At 67.3% G+C, this 12,944-nt stretch carries 13 protein-coding genes; 5 read left to right on the top strand and 8 right to left on the bottom strand.

Going from position 1 to position 12,944, the window contains the following annotated elements; all coding sequences use genetic code 11:
• The first annotated feature begins 38 nt into the window (after positions 1 to 38).
• A complete protein-coding gene (locus tag MEBOL_RS42925; protein ID WP_245919837.1) occupies positions 39 to 479 on the top strand; it encodes a hypothetical protein in 441 nt (146 codons plus the stop codon).
• Between the two features lie 96 nt (positions 480 to 575).
• On the opposite strand, the gene MEBOL_RS17015 is transcribed toward MEBOL_RS42925, so the two are convergent.
• The 3 genes from MEBOL_RS17015 to MEBOL_RS17005 are packed head-to-tail and all read right to left on the bottom strand — an operon-like array spanning position 576 to position 4,119.
• Positions 576 to 1,949: an ABC transporter permease gene (locus MEBOL_RS17015; protein WP_095978425.1), complete on the bottom strand. Its 1,374-nt coding sequence runs from the start codon at positions 1,947 to 1,949 to the stop codon at positions 576 to 578.
• Positions 1,946 to 3,382: an ABC transporter permease gene (locus MEBOL_RS17010; RefSeq protein WP_218920917.1), complete on the bottom strand. Its 1,437-nt coding sequence runs from the start codon at positions 3,380 to 3,382 to the stop codon at positions 1,946 to 1,948. The genes MEBOL_RS17015 and MEBOL_RS17010 overlap by 4 nt, the downstream gene beginning before the upstream one ends.
• Positions 3,379 to 4,119, bottom strand: a complete 741-nt coding sequence (locus tag MEBOL_RS17005; RefSeq protein WP_095978423.1) for an ABC transporter ATP-binding protein — start codon at positions 4,117 to 4,119, stop codon at positions 3,379 to 3,381. The genes MEBOL_RS17010 and MEBOL_RS17005 overlap by 4 nt, the downstream gene beginning before the upstream one ends.
• Before the next feature lie 134 nt (positions 4,120 to 4,253).
• Between MEBOL_RS17005 and MEBOL_RS17000 the strand changes: the two genes are divergently transcribed.
• Complete coding sequence (locus tag MEBOL_RS17000) at positions 4,254 to 5,693, top strand: aminotransferase class III-fold pyridoxal phosphate-dependent enzyme (RefSeq protein ID WP_170115527.1); 1,440 nt, start codon at positions 4,254 to 4,256, stop codon at positions 5,691 to 5,693.
• On the opposite strand, the gene MEBOL_RS16995 is transcribed toward MEBOL_RS17000, so the two are convergent.
• Together MEBOL_RS16995 and MEBOL_RS16990 are read right to left on the bottom strand one after the other, a co-directional pair.
• Complete coding sequence (locus MEBOL_RS16995) at positions 5,669 to 6,130, bottom strand: VOC family protein (protein WP_095978421.1); 462 nt, start codon at positions 6,128 to 6,130, stop codon at positions 5,669 to 5,671. The two genes, MEBOL_RS17000 and MEBOL_RS16995, sit on opposite strands and share 25 nt — an antisense overlap.
• Positions 6,131 to 6,136: 6 nt before the next feature.
• Positions 6,137 to 6,877, bottom strand: a complete 741-nt coding sequence (locus MEBOL_RS16990; protein ID WP_095978420.1) for an iron-containing redox enzyme family protein — start codon at positions 6,875 to 6,877, stop codon at positions 6,137 to 6,139.
• 156 nt (positions 6,878 to 7,033) lie between these two features.
• Here MEBOL_RS16990 and MEBOL_RS16985 point away from each other — a divergent pair, with 156 nt between their 5' ends.
• Entirely contained in the window at positions 7,034 to 9,409 is a 2,376-nt protein-coding gene (locus tag MEBOL_RS16985; protein ID WP_095978419.1) for a PEP/pyruvate-binding domain-containing protein, read from the top strand.
• 83 nt (positions 9,410 to 9,492) lie between these two features.
• On the opposite strand, the gene MEBOL_RS16980 is transcribed toward MEBOL_RS16985, so the two are convergent.
• From MEBOL_RS16980 to MEBOL_RS16970, 3 genes are all read right to left on the bottom strand, one after another.
• The gene (locus MEBOL_RS16980) at positions 9,493 to 10,281 is read right to left on the bottom strand and encodes a hypothetical protein (protein ID WP_095978418.1); all 789 of its coding nucleotides are present in this window, start codon (positions 10,279 to 10,281) and stop codon (positions 9,493 to 9,495) included.
• Positions 10,278 to 10,778: a hypothetical protein gene (locus tag MEBOL_RS42920; protein ID WP_245919835.1), complete on the bottom strand. Its 501-nt coding sequence runs from the start codon at positions 10,776 to 10,778 to the stop codon at positions 10,278 to 10,280. The genes MEBOL_RS16980 and MEBOL_RS42920 overlap by 4 nt, the downstream gene beginning before the upstream one ends.
• Before the next feature lie 901 nt (positions 10,779 to 11,679).
• Positions 11,680 to 12,234, bottom strand: a complete 555-nt coding sequence (locus tag MEBOL_RS16970) for an EF-hand domain-containing protein (protein WP_245919834.1) — start codon at positions 12,232 to 12,234, stop codon at positions 11,680 to 11,682.
• Between the two features lie 130 nt (positions 12,235 to 12,364).
• On the opposite strand from MEBOL_RS16970, the gene MEBOL_RS44095 reads away from it, so the two are divergent.
• Both MEBOL_RS44095 and MEBOL_RS44090 read left to right on the top strand, forming a co-directional pair.
• Positions 12,365 to 12,616 (top strand): DUF5953 family protein, encoded by a 252-nt coding sequence (locus MEBOL_RS44095; protein ID WP_425437627.1) that lies wholly within the window; start codon positions 12,365 to 12,367, stop codon positions 12,614 to 12,616.
• Positions 12,609 to 12,854, top strand: coding sequence for a DUF5953 family protein (locus MEBOL_RS44090; protein WP_095978416.1), 246 nt, complete (start codon positions 12,609 to 12,611; stop codon positions 12,852 to 12,854). Before MEBOL_RS44095 ends, MEBOL_RS44090 begins: the two co-directional genes overlap by 8 nt.
• Positions 12,855 to 12,944 lie beyond the last annotated feature (90 nt).

Raw genomic sequence — 12,944 nt, 5'->3', positions numbered from 1 at the left:
CCTACCTGCGAGAATTCCAGGGTGACCAGACCCGGGCCTTGCTCAAATATCTGGATTACGTCGCGGAGTTTCGTGAGCTGTCTCCCGAGGCCCTGGCCGCGATCCCCTGGTATTCCCAGGGTCAGCATCCCGCCACCATGACTCCCTCCTGGGTGCCTGCCCATCGGCCCAAGCCCACGTTGGACCTCCTCTTGGAGATTCGCCGGGAGATTGGAGATGTCCCGGGACGGCTTGGTTTGTTCATCGGCACCGTGGATGTGCGGCGCATGGCGGGCTTCATCGATGGATATCGCTTGTGCCTCGCCCTCGCGGGAACACGGGACGAGGAATACGCCCGTTTCGAGCGGTGGCTCCACGAGGCCAAGGCCCTCCCTCCTGGCGCGGAATGGCCTCAGCCCTTTCTCCAGGTTTGTGGAGGTGACTCGGAGCAGGCGATTCGCCGACTTCTGGGATTCGCGGCCGAGTTCCGCTCCAACTGATGGTTTTGAACCGGGAGTGCCGGGTCCTTTTCCCGGGACCCGAACCGGAGGGTGCTGGGCGCCCTCCTTCGTGCTGGCTGGTGCCCCACCCGATGCTCATTCCCGGGCCGCGGACGATGACAGGGTCCGTACTCCCCTGACGGCGGCGCCGGAGACGAGCGCCGCCAGCACCAGCAGCCCGAGCATTGGCGAGCCCGGTATAGAGGCGCTCGACGGCCTGGGCTGGTAGAGGGGCAGCTGCTCGAAGTCGGCCTTCTGGAATGGCCGCTCCTGGAACAGGTACGGGTAGTAGAAGTCGCGAAGCCGTGTGTGGAACTCCTCGATGCTGCCCTGATAGGCCAGATGCGCCAGCAGGTCGCTGTCCGCGGCGCGGTGGAGGAGCGTCTGGACGGCGGCCGCCGGTAGGACCCAGCCGAGCCGGGCGGTCCACACATCGCGGGCCGTCAGGCGCCGTCGGTAGTCCGCGACCTCGGTGGAGACTCCCTCATCGCCCACCTCGTGCATGGCGTAGTACCACTTCCAATGGAAGCGACCGAGCACCGGCGGCGTGTCGCGCCACTCCGGATGTTTGACGAAGAAGGCACGGAAGGTCTCCTCCTTGGGAATGTCCCAGGCGCGGTGCACCTGCTCACGCTGGGCCAGGGTCAGGTCGACTCCCTGGGCCACGGGGATGGAGCGGGAGATGACGGCGTTGGCCAGCGCGGGCGCCAGCAGGGTCAGCACGATCCAACATGCCATCAGCGCGGCGCCATTGGCCGCCGAGCTCCGGCCCCAAGCGGCGACAAGAAGCGCCAGCCCCCACCAGAATGCCCCATAGAGCGCCGCCGCCAGGGCGATGGCGAAGGTCCCCGTCACCGGGGCCCTGGAGATCGCGGCGCCCACCCCGAGCGGCACGAGCAGGGCGCCCAGGACGAGCAGATAGCGCAGGACGCCGCGACGTCCCCACACCCCACGACCGGAGGCCGGTAGGGAGACCAGGAGCCGGAGCCGGCCCGCCTCGCGTTCGCCCGACACCAGATCATGCATCAGGGCGATGATGACCAGCGGAGCCAGGTAGGTCAGCACGAAGGCGAAGTCGAAGGCGCCTGGAAGCGCGAGCTCCGGGCTCAAGGTCTCGGACTCGTAGAGTTGCGATTGCAGGCCCAGCAGCCGCACCCGCAGGACATAGGGCTGCACATCCCTCTGGCCGAGCGCCGCGAAGGCCAGGGGCGACGGAGGGTCCGTGGTGAGGTGGAACGTGTAGTAGGCGGCGGAGCCCGCGTCTCCGTCGGGCTTGCCATGCTCCCGGGTCACCGAGGCCAGGTCCATCCGCTGAGCGGCTTCCACCCGCTCGATGATGGCCTCCTGCCGAGCGGTCGCCGCGAGGCCGGCCGCCACGGACAGGGACGTCAGGAGAAGGAGCAGCAGGAGCGCACCCGCGCTCAACGGCGCCCGGAACAACAATCGGAGTTCCGCTTTCCAGACGTTCATCGCGTGGCCTCCCCCAGACGCCGGGCCGCGAGGCCGCAACCGACGAGCAAGGCCGCCAGCCAGCAGACCAGAACCAGGAGGTTGTCCCGGATCCGGTCGCCCGCGAGCAGGAGCACGTCCGGCCGCTGGTAGGTGAAGCTCGGTAGCGTCTTCCAATGATCGGCGGAGATCCGGGGGTCCGCTCCGGCGTTCCGGTTCGGGATCTTCGTCACCTGCATGAGGTTGAGCGCCTGGACGAAGGCGTAGCGGTGCCGCTCCACCTGCTCCAGGAAGTCCTGGTGGCTCTCGGTGTCGGTGGCGGCCAGACTCATGGAGAGCTGGCGCACGGCGATGAGCGGGCTGAGCACCCCGAATCGGCGCACGAGCCGGTTCTGCTCGGCCTCTCTCGCGAAGGCTTCTCGCGCGTAGCGATCGAACAGTCCGCTCGTCAGGCGCTCGCCTTCCATGCCGACCAGCCCCGCCCACTGGACCGGCAGCTCCTCGACCTTCTCGACGCCGTATCGGGCGAGGGTCTTCGCCTTGAACTCGGAGAAGTAGGGGTCCTCCGGATTGTGGCTGTCTCCTATCTGCTTGAGTTCATGATGGATCGCCACGTCCGTCTCGATGCGCGTCGGCGTGGGGATCCGCGCCACCGCGAGTTCGGGAAGGATCCGGGGCGCGAGGATGACCCCGCCCATCCAGGCCGCGACCAGGACGATCAGTGCGTCCCGGGAGCGCCGCACCAACAGCGACACGAGCAGGGCCGCGACCGCCCAGATGGACAGGTAGACGAGATAGCCGGACACCATCAGCAGGCTCGGGACCGGCGGCGCCCAGCCAGCGAGCGCCGCGGCCGCCAGCACCAGGAGCGCCGGCGCGGCGATCGCGGCCACCACGCCGGCATAGGCCCACAGCTTGCCCGCGGCGAGCTCGAACGGCCGCAGCCCCTGGGCCAGGAGCAGCCGCAGGATTCCCTGTTCGCGCTCTCGCGCGACGGCACCGAAGGCGAGGAAGACGATGAGCAGCGGCGCCAGGGTCTGCAGCACGAAGGCTGGCGTCAGTTGGCCGAACCGCAGCAGCAGCGAGGATTGCCGCGCCTCGCTGAAGTTGGCGCTGTTCTGCCTGTGGCCTTCCAGGAACACCGTGTTGCCGGTGAAGCCGTCCACCCCCGGATCGAAGAAGGCCAGCGCCGAGAGGGGCCGGAAGACGAACTGCCCATAGTGCACCATCCGGTGCGGATGGCGGTCCGGCTGGGCGTCGAACGCCTCGTCCGCCGTCGCCTGGTAGCGGGCCCGGGTCGCCTCCGTGGCGTTCCGCTGCTCCACCCCCAGGAGGGCGGAGGTCACCAGCAGGGCCGCGAGCGTGAGACTGGCGATCATCGCCACCCGGTTTCTCACCAGGGCCCGCCACTCCTCGGCGGCGACCCTCGAGATCTTCATGCGTCGGGAGTTCATGCGGCCTCCCCTGCCCGCGCGTAGCGCTGATGCAGGGCCCTGACATCGAACCGCTCCGCGCCGGTGGCGGCCAGCTCCTCCTCAAGCTGGCCCCGCGCCAGGAAGCCGATCCGGTCGGCGATCTCGGCGGCGCTCAGCAGGTCGTGCGTCACCATCAGGGTGGCCACACCGCGCGCGCGGGCCGTGTCCAGCAGACGGTTGAAGTCGCCGGTCGCCCGCGGATCCAGGCCGGAGGTTGGTTCGTCGAGGAGGAGCACGGGCACGCGCCGGGCGATGGCGAGCGCGATCGCCACCTTCTGGCGCATGCCCTTGGAAAACCCGCCCACGCGCTTTGCCCACGCCTCACGCGCCAGTCCGACCGCCTCCAGCGCCTCGTCGATGTTCGACGGAGAGCGCTGCTCGCTTCCCGCGATGGTCAGGAAGTAGTCGATGTTCTCCCGCGCGCTGAGGTGCTCGTAGAGGGCCACGTTCTCGGGGACATAGGCCAGCCGCGACCGCGCCGCCCGAGGGTCGGCCGCCACGTCGTGGCCACAGACCCGGGCCCGCCCGGCTGTCGGGCGCACCAGTCCCAGGAAGATGCCGAGCGTCGTCGACTTGCCCGCGCCGTTGCCGCCGAGCAGGGCATAGATCTGACCGGGCTCCACGGTGAAGTTCAGCCCCCGAAGAACGGTCTTCGAGCCATAGCGATGTTCGAGCCCGATCGCCTCGAGGGCGCCAGTATTCACGACGTTGGACATGTCCTCATTAAGTGCAACTCAGTGGCAATTGCAAGGCCGTTGCCCACGCGAGGGAGCGCGTTCACGTGAGGGGGAATGCAATCCCTTATCGAGCGGATGAAGTTTGATGCGGCGGGAGAAGACTCCATGCGACCATGGAATCGTCCGCGCGCGATGCCCGGACTGGAATGGGAAGGACGGTGGCTGTGAGCATTCGACAAGGAATCCCCGAATCGAGCCGTGACTCCTCGCCCAGGTCGGCGGCCGCTCGCGACGATCGGGCCCACGTGTTTCACTCCTGGTCCGCCCAGGCCACGTTGGAGCCTGTCGTTGTCGTTGGCGCGCGGGGGTCGAGGTTCTGGGATGAGAACGGCAAGACGTGGTTGGACTTCTCCAGCCAGCTCGTCAACGTCAATGTCGGTCATCAGCATCCCAAGCTGATCGACGCCATCAAGGAGCAAGCCGACAAGCTGTGCACGGTGGCGCCCTACCATGCCAACGAGGCCACCAGCGAAGCGGCCCGGTTGATCGCCGAGGTGGCTCCAGGCGATCTCAACAAGGTGTTCTTCACCAATGGGGGGGCCGAGGCGATCGAGAACGCCATCCGCATGGCGCGCCACCACACGGGGCGCCACAAGGTGCTGGCGGCCTACCGCAGCTACCACGGCGCCACCGCCGGCGCGATCGCGCTGACGGGGGACCCTCGCCGCTGGGGCTCCGAGCCCAGCATGCCGGGCGTTGTCAGGTTCTGGGGCCCCTACCTGTATCGCTCCGCGTTCCATGCCACCACGCTGGAGGAGGAGCGCGATCGCGCGCTGTCACACCTGGCCGAAGTGCTCACGATGGAAGGCCCGCACAACGTCGCCGCCATCGTGCTGGAAACCGTGGTGGGCGGCAGCGGCATTCTCGTTCCGCCGGACGGCTATCTGCAGGGGGTCCGCGAGCTGTGTGACAGACACGGCATCGTGATGATCGCCGACGAGGTGATGACGGGTTTTGGGCGTTGCGGCGAATGGTTCGCGGTGAATCGTTGGAACGTCACGCCAGACCTCATCACCTTCGCCAAGGGCGTCAACTGCGGCTACGTCCCACTCGGCGGGGTGATCATCAGTGAGCGGATCGCCGAGAGCTTCGCCCATCGCCCCTACCCGGGGGGCCTGACCTATTCCGGCCATCCGCTCGCGTGCGCGACGGCCGTGGCCTGCATCAACCTCTACAAGGATGAACGAATCATCCAACACGCCAGGCATCTCGGCGACGAGGTCCTGGGCCCGGCGCTGGAGGAGCTCAAGCAACGCCACCCCTCGGTGGGCGAAGTGCGCGGCCTCGGCGTGTTCTGGGCGATCGAACTGGTGCGTCACCCAGGAACGCGCGAGCCGCTCGTGCCGTACAACGCCTCTGGTCCCGCCAACGCGCCGATGGCGGCGCTCGCTGGCGCGTGCAAGGAGCGGGGGTTGTGGCCTTTAATCTTCTCCAACCGTGTGCATGTCGTGCCGCCCCTGACGATCAGCGATCAAGACGCGAGGGAAGGCCTCGCCATCATCGACGAGGCGCTGGCGGTCGCCGATCGCTACGTCTCGAGTGGCGGGGGGTGAGCGGGCTCCTCGCTCAGTTGCTTCGAGAAGATCTGATCCTGGTTGCGGAACGCCTTGAACTCCAGCGCGTTGCCCGAGAAGTCGTGGACGAACATGGAGACGTGCTCCCCCACTTTGCCTTCGAGCCGGACGTGGGGCTCCTTGACGAAGCGCACGCCGCCGGCCTTCAGCCGCTCGTGGAGGTGATGGAAGGCGTCCCAGTCGAGGTTCAGCCCGAAGTGGGGGATGGTGACATCGCTTCCGTCGAAGTCGGACTCACTGGTCCTCGGCCGCTCGGGCGCTAGATGCGCGACGATCTGGTGCCCGTAGAAGTCGAAGTCCACGTAGTGGTCGGTGCTGCGCCCCTCGGGGCAGCCGATGACGCCCGTGTAGAAGGCCCGCGCCGAGGCGAGGTCCGAAACGGGGAATGCGAGATGGAAGTCCTTGATGTTCGCCATGTGAAGTCAGTCCTTCTTGCCAGGCACGTGGGAGGCAACGTCCGCGGCCTCGAAGATATTGTCCCAGAACCGGTCGAAGACGCCCTTGCTCTTCTTGTAGCCGCCGACCAACCCCTCCAACGCCGCCGGATCCCGATCCACCGCCGCCATGAGCGCCTCGCGCAGCCGCTCGCGGTGCTCGATGTCGATTTCCCCGGTGTGGATGTCCCAGAACCGCTGATCCAGCCGGTCCTTCATCTCCTGAATGGCTGGGTTCTTCATGAAGTAGGCATGCATGGCCGCGAGGTAGACCTGACACAGGCACTCGCCGCCCATGCCGCGGAGGCCCACCGCGTACCAGGGTGACTCCTTCATCACGAGGTCGCTGATCTCCCCCAACAACCGCAGGTTGGTCTGGTGGGCATCCGCCTCGAGCTCGTCCTGGGACATCCCGAGGCTCACCAGGAAGTCGTCGTAGATCCGCTGGTGCGCCTGCTCGTGCTGGCCGTTGCCCAGCTCGTCGTTGAGGAAGTCGGCCAGCAGGCTTCTCAGGTTCCCGAACGGAAGGCGGTAGACCAGGAGCGCGAGATCGCTGATGTAGGAAATGGTGAAATAGCGGTACTGAACGAAGATTCGCTTCAGGACGTCCAGCGAAGCATGCTCCAGGTACTGGAGCTTCTTGTCCGCCAGATACTCGGTCTGGGTCCGGGCATTGTCCGCCATCCGCCAGAACTCCTCCTTCAGGGTCTGGATAGAGCGCTGCTCCACTGAAACGGCCTTTCTCCCACGGGTGGGGTTCGCACCAGGAGGCGAATCCTATCGCGTAGCCCTCAAATCCCGAAAAGCACCGGGTCGGTTGCTTCTCCACGGAGCATGGCGCCGTGGGGGGTTTTCCCTGGGGGCGCCGTCCTATGCTGGGAGGCCATGAGCGGCCCTTCCCCTGTTTGTTCCTTCGAGGCGCTGTCCCCCGAACACTCTGCCCTGGCGGGAGGCAAGGGCCGCACGCTGGCGCGGCTGTTCCAGGCGGGCCTGCCCGTGCCCGAGGGCTTCGTGGTCCTGGTGAGCGCGTTCGAGGGCGACTCGCTCCGGGAGACGGCCTGGGAGCGGGTGAAGGCGGAGCTGGCGCGGCTGGGCGCCGGGCACGCCCTCGCGGTCCGCTCCTCCGCGCTGGGGGAGGACTCGGCCCGGGACTCGTTCGCCGGCGAGTTCGAGACGCGGCTCGACGTCCGGGGCGAGCAGGCCGTGCGCGACGCCATCGAGGCCGTGCGCCGCTCCCGCCACGCGGCCCGGGTCTCCGACTACAGCCGCGCCCGGGGGCTGTCCGCCGAGCACGAGGTCGCCGTCGTCGTCCAGCGCATGGTGTCGCCGGACTTCTCGGGCGTGCTCTTCACCGCGGATCCGGTGACGGGCAGCCGCTCGACGATCGTCGGCAACGCCGTGCCTGGCCTGGGCGAGCGCCTCGTGTCGGGCGAGGAGACCGGACTGGCGTTCACGCTCGGACGGCTCGGGGGCGGCTACTCCGGACCTCCCGAGCTGCGGCGCTTCGCCCGCGCGTTCCGCCAGCTCGCCGAGCGCCTGGAGCGGGAGTTCGGTGTGCCGCAGGACCTCGAGTGGGCGCTCGTGCGGGGCCGCGTGGTGCTCCTGCAGGCCCGGCCCATCACCACGCTGCGCGGCCATGATCCCACGACGGGCGAGCACAACGACAGCCTCACGAGCGACTGCCTGTGGACGAGCACGAACCTCGGCGAGGCGGTGCCCGGGGTGATGACGCCCTGCACCTGGTCGCTCGTGCGCATCTTCATCGCCGAGACCCTGCCGACGTTGTTCATCACCGACTTTCCGCCCATCGGCAACATCGGCGGGCGCTTCTACATGAACCTGAGCCTGACGGCGACGATCGGGCGGGCCTTCGGCATGAGCGCCCAGCGGCTCGCGAAGATGAGCGAGGAGACCTTTGGCACGCTGCCCGAGGGCATGGAGGTGCCGCTGCTTCCGCTCGGCCGGTGGCGGGTGTTGCGCGCGCTGTTGCCGGGCGTGCTCCGGCTCAAGCCGCGCATCCGGGCACATCTGGCGCGGCTGCCCGCCTTCGTCGCGGCGGCCCCGGCGCGCTGCGAAGCGCTCCGGGCCCGGATCAAGGCCACGGACCGCGCCCCCGAGCTGATCGCGCTGTGGGAGCGCGAGGTGCTGCCGTACGTCCAGGAGTGCTGCCGGATGTTGGAGGCGGGAGCCCGCCACAAGGGCCGGGAGCTCAACACGGCGCGTGCCCGGTTGCGCGAGTGGGTGGGGGACGCGGACGCGAACGCGCTGCTCTCCGGTGTGGAGGGAGGAGCGCACGCGCTGGCGAGTCTGGAGACGTTGGTGGGTCTGGCGCGGCTGGCCCGGGGCGAGCTCGATCGCGAGACCTACGCGCGCCGGTATGGCCACCGGGGCCCGCACGAGTTCGAGGTGTCACTGCCGCGCCCCGCGGAGGAGCCGGCGTGGCTCGATCGGCAGCTGGCCCGGGCGCGCGAGACGCCCGTGGATGTGGACACGCTGCTGGCGCGGCAGAAGGAGGCGCGCGCGGCCGCCTGGGAGCGCTTCCAGGCGCGCCACCCCTCCCGGGTCAAGGCCCTGCGCCATCAGCTCGAGGAGGTGGCCGAGGGGCTCCAGGCGCGCGAGGCGGCGCGCTCGGAGGTGGTGCGGGTCTTCTGGGTGCTGAGGGTGTTCGTCCTGCGCGCCGGGGCTCTCCTGGGCCTGGGCCCGGAGGTCTTCTTCCTGGAGATCGACGAGCTGCTGGGCGTGCTGCGCGGAGACACCGCGCCCCTGCCCTTCCTCTCCGCTCGCCAGGCGACCCATGCGCGCTACGCGGCACTGCCCGTCTACCCGACGCTCATCCGGGGCCGCTTCGATCCCTTCCAATGGGCGGCGGACCCCCGGCGGCGCGCGGATGTCTTCAACGCGCGGGGCGAGCCGCCCGCGGACAGCGAGCACGTCACCGGCTTTCCAGGCGCGGCGGGCATCGTGGAGGGCCGGGTCCGGGTGCTCACCTCACCGGACGACGCGGAGGAGCTCCAGGTCGGGGAGGTGCTGGTGACGAGCGTGACGAACGTGGGCTGGACGCCCCTGTTCCCCCGCGCCGCGGCGATCGTCACCGATGTGGGGGCTCCGCTCTCCCACGCGGCGATCGTCGCCCGGGAGCTGGGCATTCCCGCGGTGGTCGGCTGCGGCAACGCGACGATGCGCCTGCGCACGGGGGACCGGGTGCGCGTCAACGGAGCCCAGGGCCGGGTCGAGCTGCTCCCGCCCACCGCTTCCGCCTGAGCTCATGTCCCAGGGCCGCGACGCCTCGCGGTGCTGGTGCGGTGGGGGGCTTCGCTTGGGCGCCGAGGGCTCGTCGGTCTGTCTCACGTCCCCTGTTCCCGCTCCCACTTCGCGAGCCTCTCGACGATGGAGATGGGATGGATGGCGCGGTGGTGGATGTTCTCGTGGAAGACCGCGAGGTGGTACTCCCCGGCAATCAAGATGAAGGCATGCGTCGGTGGCGCGAGCTGCTTCGCTAGCCAGTCCTCTGCTTCCTCACGAGAGGCAAAGGAGGCCACGGTGGCAGGAGGCCCCTCCTCCATCAATTGCCGGATGAGCATCTCCAAGGTGAACTGCGGTCGGAGCCCCCGGCGGTTCAGCTCGCGGAAATAGTAGAACTGATAGTATTCACCCGCGACCAACACCTGTCCTTGCGCTGGCGGCTCGGGCTGATGGTCGAGCCAGGCCTCCGCCTCCTCGCGCGTCCTGAACGATGCGACGACGTGTGGCGGCCTGGCGGCGAGAGCATCGCGGCGAAACGCCTCGAACGCCGTGCGCTGGCCGGTCGAGGCGATGAAGTGGAGTGCGTCGATGAAGACCGACACCAGTTCCTTCTCCTCCGGTGAGAGGTGTTCCCCTCGGATCCGGACCATGAGCGCTGCCGCTTCACTCAGGAGCGTCTTGATGGAAGCCCCCCCCCCAGAGGGCGAGAGAGGGGCGTCGGGGCTCCGGCGATAATCCTCGAAGCGGTAGTCCTGACCCAACTCGGAGATGAACAACAAGGCATCTCTCGCCACCAGGAGCAGTTCTCTCTCCTCGGGAGAGGTCTGCTCCGTCAGGTATCTTCCGATGAGCCGGGGAGCCTCGAAGCTGAGAATCTCCCCTATCCTCATTGTGGTACCTCAGCGAAGAGCAAGACGGGAGCGAGCAGCACGATGCCTCCACTACAGGCGGCAACATAGAAAGCCACCCCCGCGATGACGACAACGGCTCCGAGCGCAAGCTCATCCTGGTGGCGCTCGAGCCAATCGACCGCGGTGTCGATGGCCTCGAACTTCAAAGGCTCACGGCCCGCCTCTCCCATGCAATTGGCAAGCTGCTTCATGCAAGCGGTCCTGCAGTAGCTCCATTTCCCAGTCCGCCAAGGACCGTACTGCTTGGTATCGTATATGTATTTGTCGACCTGATGGATTCTCGTGCTGGCCTGGCACTCCGGAATGCAAATGTCATACTGACGTTCGCATTCCGCCGCATCGAGTGAGACCCGGACGATGCGACCCTTGTCGACCCGGACGCTCGCCAGGTTCCGGTACTCCGTCAGGTCGAAGTCCTTGGCGGGTTTCCAGGCATGGGTCGCCTGCCCATCTGCCGTATTCTCGATGACGAGCACGTACCTGGACAGGTCCTGCGGCCCGGATGGGCCCGCTAGCATCGGCCGGGTGGCGCCACATGAGCCCAGGAGAAGACATAAGCTCAACGCCATGAGCTTTCGCATCATCGTTCTGATACTCATCTAGAAGGACCTGTGTTCCTGTGAGGCCGAATCCCATCAGCACCGGGTGGTGGGCTGAGAGTGAAGGTACCCGGTGAGCCAGTCACACGGGGCAGGGATTTTCGCGCCGGGGCCCGGTGCAGGCTCCTCACCCCGTCCCTCTCCGCAGAGGAGAGGCGAAGTCCCTCAAACCGCTCAAATTGGGACATCCTCGCCTGGGTGGAGGGCTTGCTCCACCGGCCCGAGTGCGTGTCTCTGCGTCCCCCGGAGAGGTGTCAAAGGAGTCGAGTGCGCTGACGGCCAGCGACTGGTGGCACGGAGCCGCAACGTGCAGCGAGTGGGTTCGGAGGGCTCGGTGAGGGCGGGCCTCTGCCGTGCCGCCGTGGCCGGAGTGCCCGGGTGCTGGGGCTGTCAGCTCCCGGGCTGGCGGCGAGGGCCCCGGCCGACCTCGTCGTCCTCGGAGGTGGACTACACCAAGCTCTACGGGCACACGCGGGATGCGCTCCTCGACTCCTACCTCTTCGCCGACTCTTACCTCTTCGCCAGTGGGAGCGATTGCGTCTGCGATGTCATGGTGGTCGGGCGCTTCGTGGTGCGCGAGCGACACCACTCGCAACCGCCCGGAACCATTGGAGGTAGGTATCCCGCCGGATCCCCCCTTGTCCCGCCTCGTTTCGGCCGATTCCGCAGGCTCCCGCGACATACGTGCAACATGCCGGGGACCCGTACGAGCGATCCGGCCTCCCACGGTGACGGGTCGCCGGATAAGGGGGGAAGCGGTCGTGATTGAGTTTCGCTCTTACTTGAGTACATCCATGGGACCCAGCAGCCAGTTGCCGGGAGCGTTCGGGTCCGCACTCAGGTAGTATTCGAAGAGGGCTTGATGGAACTCCGCACGACTGATCTCGCCATCGCTGTCCCGGTCGAGCCGCCTGAAGGCCTCGGTGGAGGTGGTCGGGGGGATTCCAAGCTCGTCGTACATCCTCACGTACTCTTCCTTCGAGAGGCTGCCATTGCCGTCGCGGTCAAGAGCGCCCAGCAACCCTTCGACGATGTTGCCCACGGCAATCTCGAAATTCTTCGGGGCGATCACGACAGCATCCATGATGCGGATGAACTCCTGCTTCCCGATCTTCTCGCTCGCCTTGTCCTCACGGGCCTCCAGCAGGAGGTTCCACCAGTTCATGAAACCCTGACTCATCGCACTCTTGTTCTTCTGATCAGCCTCATCCGCCAGCGCGGTGAACAGCTTGGCCATTTTCTCGATGTCGTCCTGGGTGATCCATCCATCGCCATTCTGGTCGAACCACTTGAACACGTAGCTGAACTTCTTGACCTGCAAATCCGTTGTCACGAAGACACCCCTCTGGATTGATCTGTCACTGTCTGAAGCCAGCCTTGGATCCGCCATTGCCACGTATCGGGCAGGTGCACAGGGCACGGCAGTTGGAGCGTAAACAGCTCCTGACGCCGCGGCAAGGAAAATGGGTGCTCCCGCCGGGGCCTTGGAGCCACCTTTGGACAGATGGCGCTGTCTGCCATTGGCCCGGCCGAGAGCGGGGAAGCTGCTCCGGCTACCGCGGCGTGAGGCATGGCTTACCCAAGCGAGGCCGACCGGAAGGGGGTTTCGGCTCATTTGCAATGGTGACGAGAGCTACCGGGTAACGGTTTCTGGGTGGGAAAGCCCGGCGGGGCTCTCCCCGGAAGGGCAGGCACAGTTTGAATTCCATGCCTGAGATTCCGCATCGCCTGGGGTGGCTGAACTACTGGTCGGCCGCGGCTGCGGAGGCCATCGGCTTTCCGGACCCTGTCCGCGATGCGGACCTGCTCGCGCGCTCACGGCGTACCGCGACGGGCGGGTGGGTCGTGCAACTCACCGATGCGCCGCTCGACTTGGACAACCTCGCCCACCTGGACGCGCTCAAGCGGGCCTACGAACGCTTCCCGGAGATTGGCGGGCGCTCCATCCCTTGACGCTCGGCTCGTCGTGGAGGGTCTGCTCCACCGGCTCGAGTGCGTGTCTCTGCGTCCGTAAGCAACTTTATCCCACCCCTCCCGACAATT

The organism is Melittangium boletus DSM 14713 (assembly GCF_002305855.1).
Classification (GTDB): domain Bacteria; phylum Myxococcota; class Myxococcia; order Myxococcales; family Myxococcaceae; genus Cystobacter; species Cystobacter boletus.
This window is presented reverse-complemented; position numbering and strand designations above follow the sequence as displayed.